The organism is Pseudoalteromonas sp. 23_GOM-1509m, assembly GCF_000518425.1.
Classification (GTDB): domain Bacteria; phylum Pseudomonadota; class Gammaproteobacteria; order Enterobacterales; family Alteromonadaceae; genus Pseudoalteromonas; species Pseudoalteromonas tetraodonis.
Window position 1 is genome coordinate 1 of record NZ_JADO01000025.1, and the last position, 24,798, is coordinate 24,798.

Sequence of the window (24,798 nt, forward strand, 5' to 3'; positions counted from 1 at the left end):
ACGAGTGCCCACACAGATGATTGCTTTATATTGTTAAAGAACGTTGCGACGTTGTCGCTAGGGATGCGTATAATACATCCTTTATTTTTCGAGTCAACACTTAATTTTAAACTTTCTTTCGATGATTTAAATTTAAGTTTTACTTAACTCTCTGAGTAGCTCATGCCTCGCTATGCTTTGGCGTTCCCCGTCTCAGTGGGGTCGCATTATAGGGAGATCCGAAAACAGATCAACCTTTTTTTTAGATCTTTTCACCGTTTGCTCAAGTTTCAAACAAACGAGGCTAAAATAGTAAAGAAACGCCTTACTATCGGTTGTTTTTTACACTCTTATTAACTATTTGCTATAAATTTCATTGCTATGTTCAATTAAGACGTTAAGATAGCAAGTTCACAATGTTAAATTAATGTTTATTTCCTGTTTATTGGTAGATCAAAAATGAAATTACCCGATCAAAAATCTTTTATCTTCGCAGTTATTCTTGCTGTTGTTGGTTTTGTTATCGTTAAGTTTGCGCTTGCAAGCCTAGCATTAGACCCTGCACTTCTATTCGGTGCCGGTTTATTAATTGGTGGACTTGTTATTGCTGCAATGTCATCAGTAAGTACAGAAGAAGCCGAAGTAAAAACAAAAACACTTTATGTTGGCAATCTTCCTTATCGTGCAAATGAAGGTGTAGTGCGTACTTTATTTGAAGAGCAAGGCAAAGTATTTAACGTTCGTTTGTTAAAAGATAAGAATACTGGCAAGCGTCGCGGTTTTGGCTTTGTTGAAATGGCACAAGCAGATGCTGATAATGCAATTGCTAAGCTAAACGATAGTGAGTTCCAACAACGTACTTTGAAAGTACGTGAAGCAAAACAAAAACAAGAAGATGATTCTAACTCTTATCGTTCAGAGTCGGATCAAACAGTGTAACTTGCTTAACCGCTAGTTTATCACTACATACATCAGCCGTTGCATAATAGTGCAGCGGCTTTTTTATGCCTGCTTGATTATCACTTAATTTGAGTAAAGAACTAACTCGCTTAGCAATGGCCGCACCAGAGTCTAATAACTGTACTTGCGTATTAAAGTAATCACTAATTGGTTTAGCTAAAATAGGAAAGTGAGTACAGCCTAATACCAGCACATCTATATCGTTATTAATATTTAATCGGTCTAACTCAGTGTGCAACTTATCAAGATCTAAGTGCTGGGTAAAAAAGAGAGTCTCTGCCAAAGTAACTAGTTCAACACTACTATATAAGCTTGTGGTTATAGACGAGGCATGTTCTTTTATAAGTGCATCAGTATAGGGGCTTGATACCGTTGCGGGAGTTGCCAATAAACCTATATTCTTTGATTGCGTTAATTGCGCAGCGGGTTTAATTGCAGGTACAACCCCAACAATAGGAATATCGGTAATTTGGCGTACCGCACTTAATGCAGATGTTGAAGCGGTATTACAGGCTATAACAATTAAGTCGACATTAAGTGACTCATCTTTAATAAATTGGATCAATCCGCATAGGCGATTAATGATGGTTTGTTGCGACTGTGCACCATATGGCAATAATGCGTTATCCATAAAATAGCTGTATTGAGCATGAGGAATGCTTTGCTGAATATGCTCAAGCACGGTGGTTCCACCTATACCTGAATCAAATACCATGATGTGCGCTGACAAACTACCATTCCTACTCTTTACTAAGAACGGCAGTTTGCCATGTGGCTTTTATAAAAGAAAGTAGTTTTACTCAGTGCCTAGCTTTGCAGTAGCGGCGTTTAATTTATCTAAGTTTTCAAACATGGTGTTAGTGTAATCAACCAGTTTATCTATTTCTTGTTGATCTTGATTTAGCCATTGAATGATACCTGATAGCTGACTTTCTAATCCTAGGGTTTGCGCTTTAGAGTAAGCTGATTTTAGATCATCATTAAAAGGGGCTACAGTTTCGGCAATGGCTTTTTCTGATGTTGGCTTAATTTGTTCATACTCTTTAATTGCTGCCACAGTTTTGCTTTGACGTAAGTCCATTGAGAATGCCACCAGCTGTTCATTACCTAAACTGAGTTCTTGGGCTTGCTCAAATGCTTTGTCTAAATCGCCACTAAAAAAGGTTTTACTGACATCTTGTAACTCTGCCATTAAATCATTTATGGCTTGCTGCTCGTCTTCATTAAGCTCCCCGTTTACTGACATCGAGAAAGAGAGCTCACGGGATTCAGAAAATTGTGCACTAAATGATTGTGAATCATCTGTTTGTTGATAACGACTAGATGATTGCGATTGATAAGCATCTGCAAAACTAATACTCACCTCATCACCTTCTGCTGTGGTAAATGTGTAATCAGCACTATTGCTTAAACTTACATATTGCGTCTGGCTAACAGTAACGCTTGCAGGTTGTGGGTTAAATAAGTTCTGCTCAAATTTATCGAGACCACTAAAAATACCCTCTTTAGATTTATCAATACCCTCTTCAAGGTCTTGATTGAATACCCCCATGCCTTTTAATTCATCCACAGCCTCATCAACACCCGTTTGCACTCCTTTACGTGCCTGATTTAGCATATCTTGCAGTTTGTCGTTATCGGCACCATTGGCTTTGGCTTTTTTTACCGAGCTTGTTACAAAGTCTAAAACATTTTTTACGACTTCATTAAAATCAAACAGTGGTTTGTCTTTTTTGGTTTCGGCGACCGGCAAACCTAATTCTTTTGCCATTTTGTCACCTAACACGGCAGCAGCCAGTTCTTTTCCTCGTTGCTGATAATTATTTGGTGGCGAGTCTATTTTAGGCTGTGGCATTGCCTGTTTAGTATTGTATTTATTAGCATTGCTGTTTGGAACAAAACTAAAGTTACCTATTTTCATGAGAAGACTCCTATTTAGACTTACTCTTTTATCGGCCAAGTAAGCCTATACTGTAGTAAAATGCTCAAAAAAAGCTCACTATATTTGATCAAAACTAGACAAATACGCTTCGCTCCCTACAATAGCGCCGATAAACAGATCTCAACGATAAGGTTATACCGTTAATGGCAGTTATAAATATAGATACCACGCAATACGATGCACAATTAAATGAAAAAGAGCAGCGTATTACAGAGCAATTTCAACGTTTCGGTGTAAAACAGTTAGAAGTATTTAGCTCTGAGCCCATTAACTACCGTCAACGTGCAGAATTTAGAGTATGGCACGATGGCGATGATCTGTTTCATATTATGTTTGATCAACAAACGAAAGATAAAATACGTGTCGATACCTTTGACCCTGCAGCACCCTTAGTCGGTGAAGTTATGCAGGTGATGATTGATAATTTAAAAGGCTGCGAAGTACTACGTCGTAAATTATTTCAAATAGATTATTTATCGACCCTCAGTGGTGAAATTTTAGTGAGCTTGCTGTATCACAAGCCACTTGATGAACACTGGTTAACTGAGATCAACGCCTTAAAAGAAAAGCTAAGCAGCCAATATAAAATTGACTTTATTGGCCGCGCTCGTAAGCAAAAAGAAAAATTGGGCGATGATTTTGTCACTGAGCGTTTAATGGTTAACGGCCAAGAGCTAATCTATCAACAAGTAGAAAATAGCTTTACTCAGCCTAATGCGAAGGTCAATATTAAAATGTTAGAGTGGGCACAAGAGTTATGTAAACCACTAAACAATGATTTACTAGAGCTGTATTGTGGTAATGGAAACTTTTCTATTGCACTTGCTGGTTCATTTAATAAAGTGCTGGCGACGGAAATATCAAAATCGTCGGTGCATTCAGCACAATATAATATTGCTCAAAACCAAGTAACTAACTTAGATATTATTCGCATGTCGAGCGAAGAGTTTACTCAGGCAATGAAAGGCGAGCGTACTTTCTCTCGCTTAGATGGCATTGACTTGAGTAGTTACAACTGCCAAACCATCTTAGTCGACCCGCCTCGAGCAGGCATGGACACGCTTACGTGTGACTTAGTGGCAAATTATGAAAATATTATTTATATCTCATGTAACCCAGACACATTAGAGCGCGATCTTGATCACTTAACACAAACCCATGAGGTTAAGCGCTTTGCAATATTTGATCAGTTCCCTTACACACATCACATTGAATCTGGTGTATTTTTACAACGTAAATAAACTAAGTATTAAATAGCGCATATTATAAAAATAAAAAAGCTCCTAAAGGAGCTTTTTTATTTTGGCCAGACCACTTATTTATTTGCTAAGTAGTTAATGAGTGCTGTTACATCTTCTGGCGATGAAATACCTGACTCGCCACCTAAGTTAAGCTTATATTTACCATTAACAATAAATGTAGGAACGCCACGCAGTGCCCCTTTACCTTTAAAGTAATCTTGGTCACGTTTCATTTTAGAGCTAAGTGTACGTACCGAGAAGCTTTCAAATAATTTATCAAACTTGTCGCCATCTACGCCTTGAGCTAAAAATACATCTTTTACATCTGCAAGCTCATTAAAACGAGCGCGCTTTGCATGGATATGATCAAACATCGCTGAAATAATTTTATCTTTTTGAGGTAGTACTTCAGCTGTAGCTAATGCTTGGCTGATCATGGTTTGATGTTCTGGGTCACGTACACCCACAAAATCTACATGGCTTTTCTTAAACTTTACGTTTTTATCTAGCTTAGGTTTGATCTCGGCCAGCAGTGGTTCCATGTTATTACATGCAGGACAGTAAAAAGAGAAAAACTCTTTTACTTCTGGTTTTCTGGTTGCACGATCAGAGACGACATCGTAATGCACGCCCTCTTCGTAAGTGGCAGCAAAACTGGTTGCAGCTAAAGGGAGTAATACAGCAAGTAACCCTGCTTTAACTAATTTGATCATTATTGTGGTGCTCCAAAAATTATAGTTTTAGTAAAAAGCTAATTAACTCATCAAGTTCTTGTTGGCTCTTGATTGTATTAATATTGATTTTGTATTTGTCATTTACGATAAATGTAGGCACGCCAGTTAATGCACCAAGTTCAGAATATTTATTCTGCTTATCTTGCATGGCACGTTCAGCTGCTATGATAGGCAAACTAGCGATGTCGTTATCAAATGTCGCGTTATCAATTGCATTAAGCTCTAATAACTTTTTAACGTCTTTAATTTCAGTTAATGGCGCACGTTGTATATGAATGCTTTTAAAAATTTGCGCTGTTACCGCTTCAGCTTGACCGTGTTTCTTTGCGATTAAGTAAGCAAAGCTTAAATTACTTTGCGCTTGTGGTGAAACGCCTCCCAAAAAGTTGACATGATTTTTTACAAATTCAGCCCCTTCAGGTAAGTTTTCTGCAATCCCTTTGGCTACCGGCTCAAATTTAAAACAATGTGGGCAATAGAAAGAGAAAAACTCGGTTACATTCGGGGTTTTACTTTTTTCAACATCAATTACAGTGTATTGATTACCCGCTTCAAAGTTAGCAGCTAATGCTGCAAAAGGTAAACATAGAATCAGTAAACTTAGTTTTAATTTTTTAAGCATGAATATCTCGTTATACTTCTTTTTAAATAAAAATATTATGGCAATAATTTTAACGGGGCTTCTTGCAAAGCTGCAAACTGCTCTTTAAGCGCTAAAATTTGTTGCTCCCAGTATTTGTCATCTGCAAACCATGAAAAGTTCCGTACAAAAGCAGGATCACTCCAACGTTTTGCAACCCACCCCATGTAATGAATCATACGCATAGCCCGAAGCGGTTCGATCAGCTTAAGTTGTGAGTGATCAAAATCGCAAAACTCTTCATATGCATTCACTAAAGTGTCTAACTGTAACAGCTGTGTTTGTCGATCGCCACTGAGCATCATCCATAAATCTTGAATTGCAGGACCTTGACGGCTATCGTCTAAATCAACAAACATTAATGCATCTCCTGCCCATAGGATATTACCAGCATGGCAGTCACCATGTAAGCGAATGCCTTCTACATTTTTATATTGCTGTTGAGTTTGAGCAATGACTAAATCTAAAATAGTGTAAAAGGAAGTCTCTAATCCCATAGGGACTAACTTACTTTTTTGTAAATGAACTTTAGCTGTATCTAAATATTCATCACAGGTAACGGTGGGTCTTTGGGTAAAGGGTTTCGTTTTGGCTACTTGATGCATACGACCGATTAAACGCCCGAGTACATCGAGTTGATCTAAATTGTCCACCTCAAATAAACGCCCGCCTACACTTGGGAACAAAGTAAACAAATACCCTTGATGTTCAAACAAGCTTTGCCCATTGTGTTTTATTGGCGCCACCACCGGTACTTCGGCGGCAGCTAGTTCAAAAGCAAAGTCATGCTCTTCTTGAATTTGCGCTTTGCTCCAGCGCTCAGGGCGATAAAACTTAACGACGTAACGCTTTGCACCCTCGGCCACAAATTGATACACCCGATTCTCGTAGCTATTTAGCGCTAACAACCCTGACTCAGCATAAATATCCACGCTTTCTATGGCATCCAAAATAAGATCTGGGGTTAAGTCAATAAAGCTAAATTTACTCATATACTTCTTATATAAAAAGAAAAGCGGGAATATCCCGCTTTTTTGTTAATAACAGTGCTCGTTTGCCTTTAATAAAGCGACTTATCGTGCCTTAAAAAAGTTGCTTGGCTGCGATATTTTATTATCGGGCTCGTTTATTGGCGACAACACAAAGTTAAACTCGGTCATTGGCGCTTTTAAATCATAAGGATCCATTACCAGTGATAGCGGTACATTATGCGATTCACCAGCGTTTACTGTAAAGGTAGTATCACCTAAGTATTTATAATTATCTAACCCTGTTACATCAATAGAGAATGTTTGCTCGTATTGTGCTTTGTTAATTACTTTTAAGGTATAGGTGTTTTCAACTAAACCATTAAAATCGACACGATACAACTGATTGCGGTCGCGAATAATATCAAAGTCCATGGTTTTACGCATGGCGATATTAGCAACTAGCGCACCGGTAAGTAAGATTAAAATAACACTGTAACCAATCAGCTTTGGGCGCAGCGGATGGGTTTTATTCTCTGGTGTTTCTAAATTACGCTCGGTGGTGTAAGAGATAAGGCCCCGAGGGTAATTCATTTTATCCATTACGCCGTCACAGGCATCAATACAAGCGCCACAGTTTATGCACTCATATTGCAAACCATTACGAATATCGATCCCGGTTGGGCAAACCTGCACACACAAGTTACAGTCAATACAGTCACCTAAACCTAACTCTTTAGGATCTTGTTTACGAGAACGTGGCCCTCGGTTTTCACCACGAGTTTCATCATAGCTTACAGTAAAAGTGTCTTTATCAAACATTGCTGACTGAAAACGTGAATACGGACATATATGTAAACACATAATTTCTCGCATCCACCCAGCGTTACCATAAGTACAAATAGTAAATACAATGATACTAACTAAGGCATAACCGCCTACATTAAAGGTAACAAATTCAGGCAGTAGTTCGCGAATAGGCGTGAAGTAACCAACAAACGTTAACGCAGTATATAAAGAAAATAATACCCAACTAGTGTGCTTAGCTGTTTTACGCCAGAACTTGTCAAAATCCATCGGCCGTTGATCTAACTTTTTACGTTGGTTAGCGCTGCCCTCAAACTTTTCTTCAAACCAAATAAAAATGAAGGTCCATACTGTTTGCGGACATGTATAGCCACACCACACTCGACCATAAAAAGTGGTAACCAGAAATAAGGCAAACGCTGCTAGCATAAATATAAATGCAAGAATGGTGAAATCTTGTGGCCACAGGGTTAAGCCAAAAATATTAAATTTTTGCTCCATTAGCTCAAATAAAACAGCTTGTTGACCGTTAAAGTTGATCCATGGCAATAACATAAACGCCAGCATGCCTAAAAAGCCAATACGTTGTCTTAGTAATTGATGGAGTCCTGAAACAGCACGCACATAAATACGGTTGCGTGGGTTAAATCTATCTTCTTGACGGCTCAGATCGGGTTTTTGGATCTTAACCTCTGTTGGTATGTTTTTTACTTTAATTTGCTTATCCATTGAAGTTCCTCAACGCCGCTAGGAAATAAAAATTCAGCAATCTTTTTGTACTTTTCGCCTAAGTGTAGCAACTTACATGCTAAACATAATACGCTTTAGGTCGCACTTGTATACTTTCAGATATTTCAGAAATATCTAATTACTCCTCTTATTATACGCATATTGGCTAAAATTACTGACTAGATTGCTAATAATTTATTCAACTTGTGACTTGCTTTTAAGGTGTATTTTATTACACTTGCCGGCTACTAACGTGTTGTTTGGATCAAGGTTTGTGTATTTATGAAGAAATTTTTTATACTAGTGGTTGTGATCCTAGCATTTTTTACCATTGATCACCCCTTGATAAAAGAGCCTCGTGAGCGCTTACTCGGTGATGGTATAGGCTTGTTAAGCAGCACAACTAAAGTCGATCGTTTTCCTGTCGCAACCATGACAAGAAACAAAATCAATAAACAGTTAGCACTTTCAAGATCCGAAGAGGACTATATTGATAAAACGTTTACCAATGATGAGTCAGTAAAGTTGTTTGAATTACGCTATTGTCGTCAAGGCGATCTAAACCTTTACTTTTATTCAGAACGTTTAACAACGGTATGTCGCATTATAAAAGAGTCATTAGCGCAAGCGAGAGTGAAATAATGGATTTTTCTGGATTAAATAAAAAAGCAAGTAACTCATTTCACAAACACCGCACTATGCTTAAGCAGTTGGCACAAGGTAAAACACTTAAATGTGAGCATTGCCAGGGTGTATTAACGTTAAATTTAGCCACCAGCGAACCTGGTAAGGGAGTAATACAGTGCAAACAAGGTTGCACTGATATTGAATTAGAGATTGGCGCTTAAGGCTTTACCTACTTATTCATCCCACCCTTCATCGGTATACAAACCACTATTAAGCGCGACAATTTCTATAAGTTCAGCAAAACCTAACGCAAAGTCGCCCATTAATTCATACTGCTGCGCACACAAATGTAATTCATCGATATTATTTTGCTGTGCAATCTGTGCAATCGTTGGTTTATCTAATGCAAAAAAGCTAAGAGTCGCCTGTGCGCTTTCAAGCGCTTGCTTGTATTGAATATCTAGTTGCTCACTCTGGAGTAACTTATGAGTATACGTTTGGCTTGCAGTTAAAAAACCTGCAGACCACTGCTGACAAAACTCACGGTCAAACTCAGCGGGTAACTTATAACCAAGTTCAAATACTTGTTCACTTACTTGATGATGTAATGCCATAAACAAAAACAACATGTCTTCATCAAGGTCATTCGCGGTATTAGGTAGAATTTGCTCTAACCATTGATGTACTTCTAATGGCTCAGGTGAACAAATAGTGCCAAATAAATAACCTTGGCTTTGAATAAGGCTCATAGCGCCGGGCTGGGTAGTTAAAAACTCGCTGAGCAGTTTGGCGTGCTGCTCAGTAAACTGAGGTATTTGCATTAAAACTCTTTTTTATAAAATATTAAAATTTAAGTGGATACCGACCTTGGTTATCTGGTCTACCTAAAAACTTCACCGCGTCATGAACTTCTTTCGGTAAAGTGAGATCAGGTTTAACATATCCCGCTACTTTAAAATCAAAATTGGCTTTTAGTGTAGCATCAGCCTCTAACCCTAATCTATTATTTGGCTCGATAAGTATGGCTACATCGCCCGACTTACAACTTAACTTACCGCTTAAATCGCCTATATTAAACCAACCAGTTAGCCCTTGCACATCAATATCAGGGCTGGCTATTTCACCTTGTAATGATTGGCAATAAGGAGCGCCTGAAACGTACTCATCGAGCTCTAAAATAACGCGCCCTTTAGCAGTAACCGGTAACGGTAAATCAATGCGCTGCATAGCACGCTCAACCGTTGAACGCACTACAGTATCAGTTATTCTAAGTTCATCATTTGTGAGAGAATAACTAATATCTGCATACCCAGAAATGTCATCACGTTCGCGAGGATTACCAAAACGTAAGTTAGTATTTACTTGAGCTTTAAATATTGACCAGCCTGATATATCCCAACGTACATTGTTCAACTGTTCACCTTGAAAGCGAAGCTGCATTATTTGACCTTGCCATAGCGTACCAAAAGTTTGCCCTACCTCTAACTGCGCAGGTAAGTAAGGTTTAGCAAAATTTAAAGCCACTGCAGCGGGCAATTTAATAACGCTAAAAACAAGAAAGCTAATTACAAAAACGATGGATAAAATTATTATTTTTTTCATTAACTACTTCTCTAATACTAAACGACTAACGCGTACATAACCGGATTTATCATCTTGGCTTAAATCTAAATTTTCTACGCTTAAACCATGCTGATTAACCAGCTCGTCAATCCATTGGATTAATTGATTAAACTCCACTGAGTCGAGTGTTAAACGAAGTGAATTATCATTTGGCTGCATTTTACTAATATTAATGCTGTAACGACCGCGCGTATTATTCACTATTTGGCTGAGATTTTGATTGCTCACCGTTTGCGCTTTACCTGCTGCTTTAAGTTTAACGATACTGTCGTCTACCCATGCTAGCAATTCTTGTTGTTTTATTTGTGATTGTTGCGCATTTTCTATTGCCGTATTTAAGGGTCTAAATATACCCATTACCAAAACAAAAATAATAAATACACCACCCGCAACCATTATTAACTGCTGCTCTTGTTCTTTTAATGAACCCCAATATTTCATGAACTGCTGTTTCATTGTGCACCTCGCAGTCTAATTTCGCCGACGATATAATCACCATCATTATTTAACGACCCCTGCTCAACAGTCACACCTTGCTGCTCAAGAATGGCTTTAACCTTACCAAAGGTTTGAAAGTCTTTTGCACGAGCACGAATACGTAATTCATTACGGCGCTTATCAAAACGTAAGGTTTGCGGTGTAAATTCGCTCACTTGTGAAAATACACTCACCAGCTTGCTGGTTAAATCTAAAAAGCCAGCATCGCTCGTACCTTGTACTTTATCCAGTGCTCCCTGTATTTGATTTTTAATTAAGTGAGGGCGCACCCGCGTGCCTGGAAAGGCTTTTTGAAATCGCTCTACTACTTGTGATTTAGCTACCTCAAGCTGCGAATTAAGCTGATGTAATTCAACCGCTTTAATAGCCACACTCGATAGCAAAGCAATAACACTAATTATGGTGGCACTTTTCCAGTAACCCCACCATAAAGCCGTTTTCTTTTTAATCGTGTAAGGCCCTTGACGCAAATTAAATTTAAGCTGATCTAACTGCTTAGCAAATAATGCTAACGGCAGCTCATAGTCACTGGTTTGCGGATGCAAGGTAAGCGTTTCGGGAAATTGCTCTGCAGGGCTGTAATGTTTTATATCAGGGTTACCTAAAGCCGTTAGATATTCCTTTAACCAGCTGCTTTCAACCGCACCGATATGCCAGTCACCTTTTTTAAATAGCCATTGCTTGTTGAGCTCAATTGCCGCTACACAAGGCTCTTCTGCACTGGGCAATAACAAGCCATCCGGCACTATTTTATGAGCAGTGAGCTGGTGTTGCTCAAACACCTCTAACCAGTGCTCAAACCAATCGCGATTCATTAGCGCAACCCTAATTGCATGCTGCGCTTCAACCATTGTCGGCTCCCCTAGCGCTATATAGATATCGTCTATATCACAGGCAATATCCTCTTCGAGCATATAAGGCAGTGCTTGCTCTAGCTTACGGTTCCATTTAGTTGGCAGTATCACCGTTTTTAATTGCACTTGATCGCATGGTAAAAGTACCACGAGCTCTCGGGTTGATGCTTTTTCAGTTAACTCACTTAACTGGCTGGCATTTTGTAACTCGCCACTGGCTATTATTTCTTGTTCTTGTGGTGAGTATATTAACCAGTTAAGTAAGTCTTGTTCGGTTTGACCCGTGCGGATCAACAGTATCTCTGTCACTGTACGCCTCCAAATTTTCGCGCCAGTATCGTTACCTCGCCATTGCTGGCATACAGTAATGTGGTCATCGAAAAACGCAAATCAACAAATTTTGCCTGCGTTTGTAATTTAAAATATTCACTTTTCACACTAAAAAGTTTTTCTACTGCTTTGATGTTTTTACCACCTTGTTGTAATACAGATTCAAAAAACTCTTCAATATTATCAAAACCATTTTCAGGACGCGCTGCAATTACCGCTTGAGCGCCTGAAACACTAAGTTCATCTATTAAGCCACTGAGTAATAATGCTTGCTCTTCAGTGATTGTATTAACATTGATTGAAAGTAATGTGCTGCCTGGGATCACACAGACAAAAGGCAGCACTTTTTCCATAACCAAAGGATTAAACCCTTTAATTAAACGCAGTTCAGACACCGATGCAAATAAGCTATTAGCCGTCATATATGGAAACTGACGAGATAAATACTCCCCCTCTTCGGCACCAGAGCGATAGGTTATACTGTTCTCATCAAGCCAATCAAACACACTGTCGGCCATCCCTTCTTCTGATTCATCACTGGGTAAATCATCTATATTTTCTAAAATAGCAAACAACGCTTTATGTGCTGGGTTAGTTTTATTACCGCTATTTGGGTCTGGCTCAACCCCAAGCGCGTTTAAATTTAAACACGCTTGTAAATCAGTCAACTGGCCGCTTAAAGTGCCGTTCTCAACAGGGTACTTTACATCGCCTTGCTTTGCCCAGGGCTGCGCTAATGTGGTTTTTTCAGGATCGTCTTTTTTACTTTGAATTAAACCTTTAATTGCTAGCTCTTCAGCACCATAGGCATACCATTTCGCTTGTTGCTGACTTTGTAAATTGGTACTTCTTTGTACTTGCACCATTAAATTAGCACTCATTTCAACGGCTAAAATAGCTGCAAGCGCTACAATAAATAACACAATAACCAAAGCCGCGCCGCGCGAAGATTGTTGGTTCATCAAGGCGTACCCCGGCCATTAGGTTGCGACGGGTTAGTCCCCTCAGTTACTGGTTTAGGTAGCTCTTTACCGAGTCCTGGCACTAAAAACACACGCCTGATAGGCTCCGCATCCATTTGCTTTATAGTTACCGCAACGGCTTTAGGTAATGCCTTAATTTGCCAGTCTTCTTGCCACTTACCGCTACCATCTAAAAACTCAAATTTAAGCTCTTCGACTGCGGCTAAAATAACTTGGCTACGAGGCTCCATATTATCGAGTTGATCGACATAAATGCGATATACGCGTTCTAACTTGTCATCAATGACGCGATAACCAACAGCTTGTAACTCTGAGCGAGGAAGTAAGTTAATGGGATTCATCCAACCATCACGTACAAAGGCAATACCATCAAGCTGGCTTTCTAAAATGTAGCGTCCAGCAAGTAAGTATCCCTCTTGAAAATCTCCAGCTTCATTACGTACTTGGCGTTTAGTCATTTGGCTAAAGTCTTGATCCATCAATCTAAATGCAGTTTGTAAGCCATTTAGTTCAGCAATTTTTTCATCTGATGCTTGTTTAGCTCGCGTTGTGGTATCAAGTATTTGGTGGGTGGCCATAATCACAAACGCCAACACACCTAGTGCCACCATCACTTCTAATAATGTAAAACCGCGCTGCTTCACTTAAAGCTTACCTTTATTTAAGTAAGTGCTTAACTCATAAATTGAATTTTCGTACTTATCATCCGTAAACACATTAATAGTGACTTTTACAAAGCTCTTGTCGGCAGTGGGCACAACATCTTGGCGCCAAAACCATTCAATACCCGCCATCATCTCACTGCCGCGGGTACCATTTTTACCTTGCCATTTTTCGCCTTTCGTTCGTTGTTCTACCAATACATTCTCAGCGACCCATGAGCCATACGTTTGTTCTTCAATACTTGATAAGTGATGAATATGCTCACCGGTTGCTTGCATTGCAGCAATACCCGCCATGGCACAAATACTCAGTGCAACTAAGACTTCTAATAATGTAAACCCGTGGTATTTTTTCATTATTGGGGCTCTCGACGAAAATCGACTGGGGCTGCAAATTTACCTTCAATAAAGTACACCGGCTCTGACTGATCTTTTAATTCAAGCATGAGCTGAAACGCACTTACATCGGCAGAGGATAAAATAAGCACTTGCGGTACTTTTAACTTTTTAAGCTCTAATAAACTGTCTTCATTGTTACCACTCATTAGCTCACGCCAATTTGACTGCTCTAGTAAGTTATCTTGTGCCCAAGGTAGGTCTTCAAGATTAAGTGTTAATTTAAATTGGGGTTCGATCTCAATTGGCTTAAATAAAGCTTCACGATCAAAGCTAATCCATTTTTCGCCATCAAAAACTAAAAATTCAAGCGTATTTTGCTCAACTAAAAGGCCTAATTCTATTTGATTAAGCACCGCAAATTCCGATGCGGCATTAATGGTGGTATGCAGCCTATTTGCTTGCTTGTCTAACGCTTCTTCAGCGCCGCCATCTAAGCTGTATACCACCATTTTGGTGGCAAAGGCGATGATCACCAATACCACTAAAATTTCTATTAAACTAAAACCATAATGCTTTGCACTCAGGTGCTTAGGGCTTACCTGCATGGCAAGCCCCAATGTATTATGTTTAAGTGCATGGTAAAGTTATTGGTCATTACTGCTTATCTTCATCCCAATTACCAATGTCATCTTCGGTGGCTGGTTCGCCATCTGGACCCATCGAAAAGATGTCAAATTTACCTATTTCTCCAGGGCTGATTAATTGATAATTATTACCCCATGGATCTTCTGGTAACTTGCTAATAAAGCCACCATCAGGAAAACGCTTTGGAATGGGCTCAATACTGGTTTTAGTAACTAATGCCTCTAAACCTTGCTCTGTACTTGGGTAGCTTTTATTTTTAAGCTTGTACAAACTCATAGCATCTTCTAACTGCTGAATATCTAAATGCGCTTTATCAATAGCCGCTTCTTCTTGCTGGCCCATAATATTAGGTGCCACAATCGACATGATCATACCGATGATAACCAGTACCACCATGACTTCTAATAAAGAAAAACCTGATTGTTTATTCACGTTATTACCTCGTTATTCTAAAAACACTAAGCAAAAATGATTTGTTTAAATCATTAATATAAAAAATACTTAAAGACCTACGGCCTTGTTCATTGCCATAATTGGCTGCAAAATTGCCATTACTATGAAAAGCACAATCACTGCCATAGAGGCAATCATTGCCGGTTCCAATAATTTTAATGACACATTAACCATACTTTCAAACTCGCGATCTTGATTGTTAGCAGCACGCTCTAACATTTGCTCAAGTTCACCGGACTTTTCACCACTGGCTATCATATGTAGCATCATTGGTGGAAACAACTTAGTTTGCTGTAGTGAAGCACGAAGACTCGCCCCTTCACTGACTCTTTCTGCGGCATCTGCCACTGCTTGCTTTATTTTTTCGTTAACCAATACCCCGCCTGAAATACGCATTCCTTCAAGTAGCGGCACTGAGCTTGACGATAAAATACTTAATGTACGGGCAAAGCGCGCCGTGTTAATCCCTCTGGCAACCTTACCTATGCCTGGCATATGTAATACTTTTGCATCCCACCAAAACCGTACTTTAGGTTTTTTAAGTGCGTATTTAATTCCAATAGCAATCGCCGTGATCGCTAATAAACTAACAAACCAATAATTTTGTACAAAATGACTACCCGCCATGACCCATTCGGTTGTCCAAGGTAATACTTGTTTGGTTTTTTCAAACGTTTTTAGTATTTTAGGCACCACAGTACCTAATAATACTGAAACAATACCAATAGCGAACACGACCAAAATAATGGGATACACCATAGCTTGCGTAATTTGGCTACGCATGTGTTGGCGTTGCTCGGTGTAATCAGCCAATCTGTTAAGTACTTGATCTAAGTGACCTGACTTTTCACCTGCGGCCACCATTGCACGGTATAAATCGTCGAATACATGCGGAAATTCACTCATCCCATCAGCAAGCGTATACCCTTCCACCACTTTAGAGCGCACAGACATTAACATACGTTTTAGCCGTGGTTTTTCACACTGCTCAGCAACCGCCATCACGGCACCCTCAACGGGCAAGGCTGACTGAATTAGGGTCGCAAGTTGACGTGTAATCAAAGCAAGATCTGACGTTGATATTGTCGGCTTAAATAAAGAGCCTAATAATGGCGCTTTTTGACCTCGAACTTGTTTATCATCTTGAGCAGCTGGCACCACCTCGAGGGGGGTTAGCTTTTGATCCCGTAAAAGTTGGCGAACTTGCTTTGCTGTATCCGCTTCTAAAATTCCTTTTTTTTCTTTTCCCCGGCCATCTAATGCACGGTATTCAAACGCCGCCATTGTTAGCCTTCCTCACGGGTTACGCGTAATACTTCTTCAAGCGTTGTTTTACCCGCAAGTACGCGGCTGCAGCCATCTTGACGAATACTTGGGCTGCGTTTACGAATATATTTCTCTACGCTTTGCTCACCTTTACCGCTGTGGATCATTTCACGAATAGTTTCATCAACGACTAATAATTCGTGAATACCTGTACGACCACGATAACCGTTAAAGTTACACTCTTCACACCCTACTGCGCGGTAAATCGTCGGAGCATTATCAAACGGTACGCCGAGTAATTCACATTCACGCTCATCTGCAATATGCCCTTCTTTACAGCTATTGCATAAGGTACGTACTAAGCGCTGTGACAATACGCCGAGTAATGAAGACGATAATAAGAATGGCTCAACACCCATATCTTCCATACGGGTAATTGCACCTGAGGCGGTATTGGTATGCAATGTAGACATAACTAAGTGGCCAGTCAGTGATGCTTGCACACCAATTTGGGCTGTTTCTAAATCTCGTATTTCACCGACCATAACTACATCAGGATCTTGACGTAAAATAGCGCGCAGACCACGGGCAAAAGTCATATCAACCTTGGTATTAACCTGTGTTTGGCCAATGCCAGGAATTTCGTACTCGATTGGATCTTCAACCGTTAGAATATTGCGATCCCGCGAGTTAATTTGGCTCATACCTGCATAAAGCGTGGTACTTTTACCAGAGCCTGTAGGGCCTGTAACTAAGATTATACCGTGAGGCTTACTAATTAAATCAGCAAATAGCTCTCGGTTTTTCGCGGTCATGCCTAAATCTTCAAGGTTTAAACGCGCATTGTTTTTATCAAGCAAACGCAATACGACTCGCTCACCAAAGCTCGATGGCATAGTCGATACACGCACATCTACTGCACGCCCTGCAATACGTAAACTAATACGGCCATCTTGCGGTATACGTTTTTCTGCAATATCGAGTTTGGCCATTACTTTAATACGCGATACCAGCAAAGAGGCTAATTTACGATTAGGTTTTAAAACTTCTTTAAGTACGCCATCCACTCGAAAACGAATAACCAGTTCTTGTTCAAACGTTTCAATGTGGATATCAGATGCGCCTTCCTTAATGGCCTCACTCAACATGGCATTAATGAGTTTGATAATAGGCGCGTCGTCATCACCAGCAAGTAAATCTTCAGTTTGAGGAAGCTCATCAGCTAGTGAGAATAAATCAACCTCGTTACCAATGTCTTCCATCATTTGCTGAGTTTCTGAGCTGTCACGTTGATACGATGCTTCTAGTAATAACTCAAATTTATCATCTTCTAGTTGCTCAAGTGTGAAGCCATGTCCTGCAATGCGGCGCACTTCTAGCAATACATCAATATCCAACTCGCCACGGTAGTAAACAACTCGGTTATCCTTATGTTTACTAAGTAACGCACCCACCCGCCTTGCATATGAAAACGGCAAACGCTTTGCAGGCAGCTCAATTAAATCCTCTTGTTCAAGCATTTCATCGTTGTTATGTGCAGCTGGATGAACAACGTCTTGATTAATATCTTCTATCGCATTAGTCATTGTTACGCTCTTGTGCATTTTGTTTGCGTAAATGCTCTTCGTACGTAGGTGGTAACACTAATTCGTCATTCCACTCAGGTAAAATAGGCGTATCAGACATTGGCATCAAGTTAATGCCATCTTCACGCTTTTTAAATTGCTCACCGCGAATAAAGTTATATTTACTAAAGCTGAGCTTATTCATACTAACGCCATCGCGAATAATGGTCGGTCTAATAAACACGATTAGATTACGTTTTCGCTTTGTTGTATTAGTTGACTTAAACAAGTGGCCTAAAATAGGAATGTCGCCTAATAGTGGCACTTTTGAAACGCTCTCTTGTACATCTTCATCAATCAAGCCGCCCAATACCACCATACCGCCATCATCGGCCATTACAGTAGTTTTAATTGCGCGCTTGTTCACCGAAATATCGACTGCTGTTGCGCCACTAACACTTGAAACTTCTTGCTCTATGGTCAACTGCACCGCTGAACCATCATTAATTTGAGGGGTTACTTTAAGTTTAATACCCACCTCTTGACGCTCAACCGTTTGAAATGGATTTTCATTGTTACTACCTGTTTGTGAACCGGTAATAATAGGCACTTCTTGACCAACTAAAATAGATGCTTCTTCGTTATCCATAGTGGTAATAGATGGAGTCGCTAGGATATTAGAGTTAGTATCGGTTGAAACCGCTTGAACAATTGCGCCCCAGTCGTTTTTTATCACTCCCATGGCTAAACCATTAATACCACCAAGTAATGAGGCTAGTGGGCCGTAGTCACCTTCAGTTGTTTCATCATATTTGGTGACAGTACCTGATTCAGTACCAATGATATTTTTAGTCACCGTTTTATCACGGGCTTGTTCTGCCGCTACGGCTAACGAACCAACAGGTACTGTTGTACCATTATTAAATTGTAGCATCCCACCTTGCTCTGAAATCCATTGCAGGCCAAAGTTAACGCCATCACCTTCCATCACTTCAATAATAATGGCTTCTACTAATACTTGTGCGCGGCGAATATCTAAACGCTCAATAACCGATTCAAGTGAACGCATCGTATCTGGCTGAGCGGTGATCACTAAAGAATTTGAATCAGGATGTGCTTCAATACTCGTGTCGTTTCTATTACTACTACGCGCATTGTTGGTTGCTCCGCCTTTTGAATCCTCTGCCAGCGATTTACTCACACCTTGAAGCACTTTGACTAAATCTTCTGCCTTTGCGTAGTTTAGGTAAAATACTTTGGTATTACCTTGGCTTTCAAGTTCGCCGTCGAGACGTTTAATAAGCTCAATGGCGCGGGTACGAGCTTGACCTTCACCACTCACAATCACGCTATTAGTTCGGCCATCAGCCACAACTTTAGGAATTAAAAACTCAGGAACGCTGCCCTTGCCACTGTCTTTATAAATATTATCAACTACCGATACCACATCATCAGCTGTTGCATATTTAAGTTTTACAATATCAACGCGCTTATCACCCGCTTGGTCAACAGAGCGAATAATTTCTACCAAACGATTAACTGAGGCTGCGTGTCCTGTTAGCATCATCACGTTAGCGGCATTAAAGTTAGCAACATGACCGCCATCTTTTTGGTCACTAAACTGGCGAACCAAAGGGCCTAACTCTTGTACGCTGACATTTTTAACTCGCACAACCCGAGTGATCATCATATCGCCAGCTGCATCGCTGTCCGTTGTAATTAACGGTACATTGGATTTTTTAGCATCTGAACTTTTTTCTATTTTTATAATGTTGTTATCCATTTCAACAGCTGAATAGCCGTAAACTTCTAATACATTTAAAAAGAATTGATAATAAAGTGCCTCATCCATTAACTCATAACTGCGCACATTAACTTTGCCACGCACGTTAGGATCAATAATGATGGTTTTATTAAGGTTTTTGCCCACAATATTAATAAACTCATTAATATCTGTGCCCTTAAAGTTAGCAGCATATTCAACAGCAGCAACCGACATAGAAAGACTTGCCGCTAAAAAAAGTGCCGCATACTTAGCTAACCCTTTTTTAATTTTTTTGAGGTGTAGCACCTGAACCATTATGTTAAAACTCCAAAGCTAAGTTATTGCAGACTAAAAAGTACATCGATTTGCTCACCATCACGCTCTATGGTGATAGTTGCATCGGTACTATTTCGCAGCTCATTCATTGCTGCCATAGCCTGTTTTAAATCAGTTAATTGATAGCCGTTAATTGCCACGGCCAAATCGTTATTTTGTAATCCCATTTGTTTAAATAATTCAGGCTCTTTACCTGGACTCAAACGGTAACCTATAAGTTCCCCATCATTCATAGCTTGGGCAACACGTATGTAATCAAATAATTTACCAGGCTCTTCTAAAAGCTCTTCGCGGGTTTCTATTAATGCTTCTTTTACTTCAAGGTTGGCGGTTGCATCTATCTGCTCTTCACTTTGCGATGAAGGTGCTAACGGTCCCATTTCAGGCTCATCTCGCGCGGCTAGTACCGGCATAGACACCGTTTTGGTAAAGTCGAGCCCATCAAGCATTAAGGTTTCAAAGCGGCCGCTTACATCTAAAATGACGCGGTCTGGGAGTATTTGCGATACCTTTGCACGTGTCCCTTGAATAACATCTTCAACTAAGTAACTCGCCTGGCGACCTTGCGATTCAATAATGGCCATCCCCGCTTTATCATCATTACTCACAGCAACAATACCGGTTAAATTTATACTTAAGCGCGTTTCAGGGGCATTATTAATAACTTTGGCTTGAGGGGCAGTATTGGTGTTTTTTGTTACATTTACTTTACCAAATAAAAATTGCCCAATAATCGAATCGACAGACTGGTTATTGCCGCCCGTGACTTGACTAGAGTAGCTACTGGGAGCAAGAGGAGTTGTTACTGGGTGCGGCCATAAAAGCCAAACGAGCTTTGATGACAAAAATGCAATATAAACAATAACTAAAACCATAACTAACACGCTTAATTTAGCGTGTGGCAAACGGTTTAATAGCAGTTTAAATTGTTGAACGTGCTGTTCCATAAGTAGTGTTCTTATTTTAATTTATAACGAAATCACCTAGCCATAGTACCTTTTCATTTTTCATTCAACAAGCACGCTAATATTAAACTTTGTAAACAGATTAATTTATCTTCCTCATTAGTTACAGAATCAAGCAATAACTTCATGGCATACCTATTTCATGGTAATTTAGCTAATAACCGAATTTACTAGAGATGTTCCATGACAAAGAAAACTAAACTCAACGACAACTCAGAAAACTCGAGCGAACTTAAAGTCAGGTTAGATAAATGGTTATGGGCTGCTCGATTTTATAAAACGCGAGCAACAGCACGCGAAATGGTACAAGGCGGCAAAGTACATTATAATGGTCAACGTAGTAAGGCCAGCAAAATTGTAGAAATTGGCGCAGTTATAAAGCTAGCCCAAGGCGTTGATGAAAAAACTGTCACAGTATTAAATATACTTGAAAAGCGCCAAAGCGCCCCCATTGCACAGACCTTGTATCAAGAATCTGATGCAAGTATTGCTAAGCGTGAAGAAAATACTATCGCACGCAAAAATAACAGCTTCTTTGCACCTCATCCGGTTAAAAAGCCTGATAAAAAGCAAAGACGCGAACTTTTAAAAATGAAATCAAGTTAGGTATAGCCGCTCATGCAACAAGATTTACTTCATCGCTATTTATTCGACAATCTCGATGTTCGTGGCGAACTCGTACAAATAGACAACGCTTACAATGAAATGATTGCTAAACACAATTACCCAGAGCCCGTTAAAGCATTACTAGGTGAGCTGCTTGTTGCAACCTGTTTATTAACAGCAACATTAAAGTTTGAAGGCGAAATTGCCGTTCAACTACAAGGTGATGGGCCGGTAAAATATGCCGTTATTAACGGTGACGACCAACAAAATATGCGTGGCATAGCACGACTTCAAAGTGAAGTGACAGGGTCAACAGTTAGAGAGCTTATAGGCCAAGGTTACATGGTTATCACTATTACTCCAACGCAAGGGGAGCGTTACCAAGGTATAGTGCCTTTAGAGCATGATACCTTAAGTGAATGTATAGAAAGCTATTTTGAGCAATCTGAACAATTAAAAACGCGCCTTTGGTTTGCAACCGACACCACAGAGGGAAGCGCCAAAGCATGTGGGCTATTTTTACAAGTGCTACCTGTTGATAAACAAAAGTCGATTGAAGATTTTGCTCACTTAGAAGCACTCAGCAATACCATTAAAGATGAAGAGCTATTAGAGCTCGATGCCAATACTATTTTAACGCGTCTTTATCATGAAGATAATCCGCGAGTATTTGATCCTCAACCAATTCAATTTAAATGTGGCTGTAACCGCGAAAAAACGATGACGGCTTTAGTTAATGTTGGCCAACAAGCGCTTTTGGACGATGTTGAAAAAAATGGTGAGATTAAAATTAGCTGCCATTACTGTTTAAAAGATTATGTGTTTAACGAGCAAGATATAAAAAGTATATTTAACTAATCTACTTTTATAAAACACAGCACAAAATAGCCATAATTTTTTATGGCTTTTTTGTGCCTAAAAAATGACACCGGTATCACAAGCTGAGCATTTTTCATGACACCGGTATCATTGAAATTATTCATGTTTTTTCCTTAATTTATATGTTTTTACGGCGTTTATAAGCTCGAATATCCTTAATCCATCTGTTACTATAATTGCAGCTTAAAGGTTACTAAGACCCAGAGCTATCCCGTTCAATCTCACACAATTTAGGTATAAACATGACTTCAAGCGCTACCCGTTTTGTCGATCTAACTGCAGCTGAACTTGTCGAACACGCTATCAGCCGTGGCGAAGGGACTTTAGCCGCCAATGGTGCTTTTGTAGCTAACACTGGTCGTCGTACCGGTCGTTCTCCAAAAGATCGTTTTATTGTTCAAGAATCAAGTACTGAAAATGAAATCCAATGGGGTAATGTAAATCGCCCATTCGATGCAGATAAGTTTGACGCGTTATGGGCACGTGTAGAAGCACATGTGCAAAGCAATGACCACTTTATCTCTCACCTTGAAGTTGGCGCTGATCCAGAGCACTATCTTCCAGTGGTTGTAACAACAGAAACTGCTTGGCACCATATCTTCGCTAAAAACATGTTCATCCAACCAGAATCATACAACAAAGCAGACTTCCCTCAGTGGCAAGTAATGAATGTACCTTCGTTTGTATGTGATCCAGAACGCGATGGTACCAATAGCGATGGCACAGTTATTATTAACTTTGCACAACGTAAGGTGTTACTTGCTGGCATGCGCTACGCGGGTGAAATGAAAAAATCGATGTTCTCTGTGCAAAACTTCCTACTACCAGCGAAAGGTGTATTACCAATGCACTGTTCTGCTAACGTAGGCGAAGCAGGCGATACTGCGTTATTCTTTGGTTTATCTGGTACAGGTAAAACAACGTTATCAGCCGATCCAACTCGCTTCTTAATCGGTGATGACGAGCATGGTTGGGCACCTGGTAGCGTATTTAATATCGAAGGTGGTTGTTACGCTAAATGTATCGACCTTTCACAAAAGAACGAACCCGTTATTTGGGATGCTATCCGTTTTGGAACCATCTTAGAAAATGTCGTACTTGATGAAAATCGCGTTCCTGATTTTAATGATACCAGCCTAACTCAAAATAGCCGTGCAGCTTATCCACTGGAGCATGTTGAAAAACGCAAAGTTGAAAACCGTGCAGGCGAGCCTAAAGCGGTTGTATTCTTAACATGTGATGTAAGTGGTGTCCTTCCTCCAGTATCTGTACTAACCGAAGAAGCTGCAGCATTCCACTTCTTAAGTGGTTACACTGCAAAAGTAGGCTCTACAGAAATTGGCTCTACCAGTGATATCGAATCTACATTTTCAACCTGTTTTGGCGCACCTTTCTTCCCACGTCCTGCAGGTGTCTACGCAGAACTTCTAATGAAGCGTGTACGCGAGTTCGGCGCTAAAGTTTACTTAGTTAATACAGGCTGGACAGGGGGTCCTTACGGTATTGGTAAGCGTTTCGATATTCCAACAACACGTGCTGTTGTTGACGCAATCGTATCTGGAAAATTAGCTGGTGTTGAAACTCAACACATTGACGTGCTAAATCTAGACGTACCAGTTGCAGTACCAGGCGTAGATAGTAAGCTACTTAACCCAATCAATACATGGGAAGACAAAGCTAAGTATGCTGAATATGCAGCTAAACTAGCCGCTGATTTCACAGAAAACTTCGCAAAATACGACGTATCTGAAGAAATTAAAAATGCAGGCCCTAAAGTTTAATAATCACCTTTAGCCTCATAATTAAAACGCCAACCTTGAGTTGGCGTTTTTGATCCTACTTGTTTTTACTCAATAAATATCATTTCTATAATATATTCTGCAAAATCATCTAATAGCTAAAATAAAGACCATAGTCACTTTTCAGCCCAGCTTAAATAAGTTTTTCTATATGCATACAGCGATCTTATAAGGCCTTAAAAAAGCCTTAGCTGATTCGTTTAAACATTATATATTTAGGCTAGCAATATATGCGTACATTAGACTTGATAGCGATATGAAAGACACGCTTCCCCTTCTATATTCAAGGTCACACACGACTATGACTTCACCAACAAAGTAGATTAGTATTGTACACAGTCCTAAGTAATCACGTTGGGCTTAATCGCTGAACTCCCTTAGCATTTTACTCACCACAGGCCTTTAGTGTGTCATTCCTGCGTACGTAAAAGGCCCGACGATTGCTAATCGGGCTTTCTAAATTTGGAGCCATGGTGCGCTACTTCGTAGCAACAACACAATAGAATATCGTGGTGTCAGCTCTGATCAACTCTCTTCCTTTAACCTATTACCTTTTACCTTGACCTGCATTTTCACTTTCCTACAGACGTAAAAAAGCCCGAC

General features: G+C 39.8%; 27 protein-coding genes. 7 read left to right on the forward strand and 20 right to left on the reverse strand.

The annotated features are described in order from the left end of the window. Nucleotides 1-438: 438 nt before the first annotated feature. Nucleotides 439-918: an RNA recognition motif domain-containing protein gene (locus N523_RS0110130; protein ID WP_013464268.1), complete on the forward strand. Its 480-nt coding sequence runs from the start codon at nt 439-441 to the stop codon at nt 916-918. On the opposite strand, the gene murI is transcribed toward N523_RS0110130, so the two are convergent. Together murI and N523_RS0110140 are read right to left on the reverse strand one after the other, a co-directional pair. Then, on the reverse strand, nt 881-1,669 hold the full coding sequence (gene murI, locus N523_RS0110135; protein WP_028834983.1) for a glutamate racemase: 789 nt from the start codon (nt 1,667-1,669) through the stop codon (nt 881-883). The two genes, N523_RS0110130 and murI, sit on opposite strands and share 38 nt — an antisense overlap. Nucleotides 1,670-1,735: 66 nt before the next feature. Continuing rightward, nucleotides 1,736-2,860 carry a DUF5610 domain-containing protein gene (locus N523_RS0110140; RefSeq protein WP_028834984.1) on the reverse strand — a complete coding sequence of 375 codons (1,125 nt, stop codon included), beginning with the start codon at nt 2,858-2,860 and terminating at the stop codon, nt 1,736-1,738. Nucleotides 2,861-3,024: 164 nt separating this feature from the next. Between N523_RS0110140 and trmA the strand changes: the two genes are divergently transcribed. Further along, the gene (gene trmA / locus N523_RS0110145) at nt 3,025-4,122 is read left to right on the forward strand and encodes a tRNA (uridine(54)-C5)-methyltransferase TrmA (protein ID WP_028834985.1); all 1,098 of its coding nucleotides are present in this window, start codon (nt 3,025-3,027) and stop codon (nt 4,120-4,122) included. Nucleotides 4,123-4,196: 74 nt separating this feature from the next. On the opposite strand, the gene N523_RS0110150 is transcribed toward trmA, so the two are convergent. From N523_RS0110150 to ccoG, 4 genes are all read right to left on the reverse strand, one after another. Then, nucleotides 4,197-4,835 (reverse strand): thiol:disulfide interchange protein DsbA/DsbL, encoded by a 639-nt coding sequence (locus N523_RS0110150; protein ID WP_028834986.1) that lies wholly within the window; start codon nt 4,833-4,835, stop codon nt 4,197-4,199. A 19-nt stretch (nt 4,836-4,854) separates the two neighbouring features. Beyond that, nucleotides 4,855-5,478, reverse strand: a complete 624-nt coding sequence (locus N523_RS0110155) for a thiol:disulfide interchange protein DsbA/DsbL (protein WP_028834987.1) — start codon at nt 5,476-5,478, stop codon at nt 4,855-4,857. 35 nt (nt 5,479-5,513) lie between these two features. Further along, nucleotides 5,514-6,488 (reverse strand): serine/threonine protein kinase, encoded by a 975-nt coding sequence (locus N523_RS0110160; protein WP_013464263.1) that lies wholly within the window; start codon nt 6,486-6,488, stop codon nt 5,514-5,516. An 81-nt stretch (nt 6,489-6,569) separates the two neighbouring features. Further along, nucleotides 6,570-8,000: a cytochrome c oxidase accessory protein CcoG gene (ccoG, locus tag N523_RS0110165; protein ID WP_013464262.1), complete on the reverse strand. Its 1,431-nt coding sequence runs from the start codon at nt 7,998-8,000 to the stop codon at nt 6,570-6,572. Between the two features lie 282 nt (nt 8,001-8,282). Here ccoG and N523_RS0110170 point away from each other — a divergent pair, with 282 nt between their 5' ends. Further along, nucleotides 8,283-8,642, forward strand: coding sequence for a hypothetical protein (locus tag N523_RS0110170; RefSeq protein ID WP_028834988.1), 360 nt, complete (start codon nt 8,283-8,285; stop codon nt 8,640-8,642). Continuing rightward, on the forward strand, nt 8,642-8,848 hold the full coding sequence (locus N523_RS0110175) for a hypothetical protein (protein WP_013464260.1): 207 nt from the start codon (nt 8,642-8,644) through the stop codon (nt 8,846-8,848). Before N523_RS0110170 ends, N523_RS0110175 begins: the two co-directional genes overlap by 1 nt. Before the next feature lie 12 nt (nt 8,849-8,860). Here N523_RS0110175 and N523_RS0110180 read toward each other — a convergent pair whose 3' ends face one another. The 13 genes from N523_RS0110180 to gspC all read right to left on the reverse strand — a co-directional run bounded on the left by N523_RS0110180 (nt 8,861) and on the right by gspC (nt 20,893). Beyond that, nucleotides 8,861-9,448: a UPF0149 family protein gene (locus tag N523_RS0110180; RefSeq protein WP_028834989.1), complete on the reverse strand. Its 588-nt coding sequence runs from the start codon at nt 9,446-9,448 to the stop codon at nt 8,861-8,863. A 22-nt stretch (nt 9,449-9,470) separates the two neighbouring features. Next, on the reverse strand, nt 9,471-10,229 hold the full coding sequence (locus N523_RS0110185; RefSeq protein WP_013464258.1) for a type II secretion system protein N: 759 nt from the start codon (nt 10,227-10,229) through the stop codon (nt 9,471-9,473). A gap of 3 nt (nt 10,230-10,232) precedes the next feature. After that, nucleotides 10,233-10,706: a type II secretion system protein GspM gene (gspM, locus tag N523_RS0110190; protein ID WP_028834990.1), complete on the reverse strand. Its 474-nt coding sequence runs from the start codon at nt 10,704-10,706 to the stop codon at nt 10,233-10,235. After that, a complete protein-coding gene (gene gspL, locus N523_RS0110195; protein WP_013464256.1) occupies nt 10,703-11,911 on the reverse strand; it encodes a type II secretion system protein GspL in 1,209 nt (402 codons plus the stop codon). The genes gspM and gspL overlap by 4 nt, the downstream gene beginning before the upstream one ends. Next, nucleotides 11,908-12,894: a type II secretion system minor pseudopilin GspK gene (gene gspK, locus N523_RS0110200; protein WP_028834991.1), complete on the reverse strand. Its 987-nt coding sequence runs from the start codon at nt 12,892-12,894 to the stop codon at nt 11,908-11,910. The genes gspL and gspK overlap by 4 nt, the downstream gene beginning before the upstream one ends. Beyond that, complete coding sequence (gspJ, locus tag N523_RS0110205; RefSeq protein WP_013464254.1) at nt 12,894-13,559, reverse strand: type II secretion system minor pseudopilin GspJ; 666 nt, start codon at nt 13,557-13,559, stop codon at nt 12,894-12,896. The genes gspK and gspJ overlap by 1 nt, the downstream gene beginning before the upstream one ends. Then, nucleotides 13,560-13,934 (reverse strand): type II secretion system minor pseudopilin GspI, encoded by a 375-nt coding sequence (gene gspI, locus N523_RS0110210; protein ID WP_013464253.1) that lies wholly within the window; start codon nt 13,932-13,934, stop codon nt 13,560-13,562. Further along, on the reverse strand, nt 13,934-14,521 hold the full coding sequence (locus N523_RS0110215) for a prepilin-type N-terminal cleavage/methylation domain-containing protein (RefSeq protein WP_016900326.1): 588 nt from the start codon (nt 14,519-14,521) through the stop codon (nt 13,934-13,936). The genes gspI and N523_RS0110215 overlap by 1 nt, the downstream gene beginning before the upstream one ends. 49 nt (nt 14,522-14,570) lie before the next feature. Beyond that, nucleotides 14,571-14,993, reverse strand: a complete 423-nt coding sequence (gene gspG / locus N523_RS0110220; RefSeq protein WP_016900325.1) for a type II secretion system major pseudopilin GspG — start codon at nt 14,991-14,993, stop codon at nt 14,571-14,573. A 69-nt stretch (nt 14,994-15,062) separates the two neighbouring features. Continuing rightward, the gene (gene gspF, locus N523_RS0110225) at nt 15,063-16,298 is read right to left on the reverse strand and encodes a type II secretion system inner membrane protein GspF (protein WP_016900324.1); all 1,236 of its coding nucleotides are present in this window, start codon (nt 16,296-16,298) and stop codon (nt 15,063-15,065) included. A 2-nt stretch (nt 16,299-16,300) separates the two neighbouring features. Beyond that, nucleotides 16,301-17,866: a type II secretion system ATPase GspE gene (gene gspE, locus N523_RS0110230; protein WP_024601513.1), complete on the reverse strand. Its 1,566-nt coding sequence runs from the start codon at nt 17,864-17,866 to the stop codon at nt 16,301-16,303. After that, nucleotides 17,859-19,925 carry a type II secretion system secretin GspD gene (gene gspD, locus N523_RS0110235; protein ID WP_016900322.1) on the reverse strand — a complete coding sequence of 689 codons (2,067 nt, stop codon included), beginning with the start codon at nt 19,923-19,925 and terminating at the stop codon, nt 17,859-17,861. The genes gspE and gspD overlap by 8 nt, the downstream gene beginning before the upstream one ends. A 23-nt stretch (nt 19,926-19,948) precedes the next feature. Then, complete coding sequence (gene gspC, locus N523_RS0110240; protein ID WP_013464247.1) at nt 19,949-20,893, reverse strand: type II secretion system protein GspC; 945 nt, start codon at nt 20,891-20,893, stop codon at nt 19,949-19,951. Nucleotides 20,894-21,094: 201 nt separating this feature from the next. On the opposite strand from gspC, the gene hslR reads away from it, so the two are divergent. Then, nucleotides 21,095-21,517 (forward strand): ribosome-associated heat shock protein Hsp15, encoded by a 423-nt coding sequence (gene hslR, locus N523_RS0110245; RefSeq protein ID WP_028834992.1) that lies wholly within the window; start codon nt 21,095-21,097, stop codon nt 21,515-21,517. 12 nt (nt 21,518-21,529) lie between these two features. Next, a complete protein-coding gene (gene hslO, locus N523_RS0110250; RefSeq protein ID WP_013464245.1) occupies nt 21,530-22,375 on the forward strand; it encodes an Hsp33 family molecular chaperone HslO in 846 nt (281 codons plus the stop codon). Here the strand turns inward: hslO and N523_RS19695 are convergent. After that, nucleotides 22,372-22,500: a hypothetical protein gene (locus tag N523_RS19695; RefSeq protein WP_013464244.1), complete on the reverse strand. Its 129-nt coding sequence runs from the start codon at nt 22,498-22,500 to the stop codon at nt 22,372-22,374. The two genes, hslO and N523_RS19695, sit on opposite strands and share 4 nt — an antisense overlap. A gap of 138 nt (nt 22,501-22,638) precedes the next feature. On the opposite strand from N523_RS19695, the gene N523_RS0110260 reads away from it, so the two are divergent. After that, a complete protein-coding gene (locus N523_RS0110260; RefSeq protein ID WP_013464243.1) occupies nt 22,639-24,177 on the forward strand; it encodes a phosphoenolpyruvate carboxykinase in 1,539 nt (512 codons plus the stop codon). Nucleotides 24,178-24,798: the final 621 nt, after the last annotated feature.

What these genes read in the sequence shown, in the direction of transcription:
- N523_RS0110180 (WP_028834989.1), bottom strand. Translation starts at nt 9,448, where the DNA reads ATGCAAATACCTCAGTTTACTGAGCAGCACGCCAAACTGCTCAGCGAG.
- N523_RS0110260 (WP_013464243.1), top strand. Translation starts at nt 22,639, where the DNA reads ATGACTTCAAGCGCTACCCGTTTTGTCGATCTAACTGCAGCTGAACTT.
- N523_RS0110130 (WP_013464268.1), top strand. Translation starts at nt 439, where the DNA reads ATGAAATTACCCGATCAAAAATCTTTTATCTTCGCAGTTATTCTTGCT.
- trmA (WP_028834985.1), top strand. Translation starts at nt 3,025, where the DNA reads ATGGCAGTTATAAATATAGATACCACGCAATACGATGCACAATTAAAT.
- hslO (WP_013464245.1), top strand. Translation starts at nt 21,530, where the DNA reads ATGCAACAAGATTTACTTCATCGCTATTTATTCGACAATCTCGATGTT.
- N523_RS0110170 (WP_028834988.1), top strand. Translation starts at nt 8,283, where the DNA reads ATGAAGAAATTTTTTATACTAGTGGTTGTGATCCTAGCATTTTTTACC.
- gspC (WP_013464247.1), bottom strand. Translation starts at nt 20,893, where the DNA reads ATGGAACAGCACGTTCAACAATTTAAACTGCTATTAAACCGTTTGCCA.
- N523_RS0110155 (WP_028834987.1), bottom strand. Translation starts at nt 5,478, where the DNA reads ATGCTTAAAAAATTAAAACTAAGTTTACTGATTCTATGTTTACCTTTT.
- N523_RS0110185 (WP_013464258.1), bottom strand. Translation starts at nt 10,229, where the DNA reads ATGAAAAAAATAATAATTTTATCCATCGTTTTTGTAATTAGCTTTCTT.
- N523_RS0110215 (WP_016900326.1), bottom strand. Translation starts at nt 14,521, where the DNA reads ATGCAGGTAAGCCCTAAGCACCTGAGTGCAAAGCATTATGGTTTTAGT.
- gspM (WP_028834990.1), bottom strand. Translation starts at nt 10,706, where the DNA reads ATGAAACAGCAGTTCATGAAATATTGGGGTTCATTAAAAGAACAAGAG.
- gspK (WP_028834991.1), bottom strand. Translation starts at nt 12,894, where the DNA reads ATGAACCAACAATCTTCGCGCGGCGCGGCTTTGGTTATTGTGTTATTT.
- ccoG (WP_013464262.1), bottom strand. Translation starts at nt 8,000, where the DNA reads ATGGATAAGCAAATTAAAGTAAAAAACATACCAACAGAGGTTAAGATC.
- hslR (WP_028834992.1), top strand. Translation starts at nt 21,095, where the DNA reads ATGACAAAGAAAACTAAACTCAACGACAACTCAGAAAACTCGAGCGAA.
- gspF (WP_016900324.1), bottom strand. Translation starts at nt 16,298, where the DNA reads ATGGCGGCGTTTGAATACCGTGCATTAGATGGCCGGGGAAAAGAAAAA.
- N523_RS19695 (WP_013464244.1), bottom strand. Translation starts at nt 22,500, where the DNA reads ATGAATAATTTCAATGATACCGGTGTCATGAAAAATGCTCAGCTTGTG.
- gspE (WP_024601513.1), bottom strand. Translation starts at nt 17,866, where the DNA reads ATGACTAATGCGATAGAAGATATTAATCAAGACGTTGTTCATCCAGCT.
- N523_RS0110150 (WP_028834986.1), bottom strand. Translation starts at nt 4,835, where the DNA reads ATGATCAAATTAGTTAAAGCAGGGTTACTTGCTGTATTACTCCCTTTA.
- gspD (WP_016900322.1), bottom strand. Translation starts at nt 19,925, where the DNA reads ATGGTTCAGGTGCTACACCTCAAAAAAATTAAAAAAGGGTTAGCTAAG.
- N523_RS0110160 (WP_013464263.1), bottom strand. Translation starts at nt 6,488, where the DNA reads ATGAGTAAATTTAGCTTTATTGACTTAACCCCAGATCTTATTTTGGAT.
- N523_RS0110140 (WP_028834984.1), bottom strand. Translation starts at nt 2,860, where the DNA reads ATGAAAATAGGTAACTTTAGTTTTGTTCCAAACAGCAATGCTAATAAA.
- N523_RS0110175 (WP_013464260.1), top strand. Translation starts at nt 8,642, where the DNA reads ATGGATTTTTCTGGATTAAATAAAAAAGCAAGTAACTCATTTCACAAA.
- gspI (WP_013464253.1), bottom strand. Translation starts at nt 13,934, where the DNA reads ATGAAAAAATACCACGGGTTTACATTATTAGAAGTCTTAGTTGCACTG.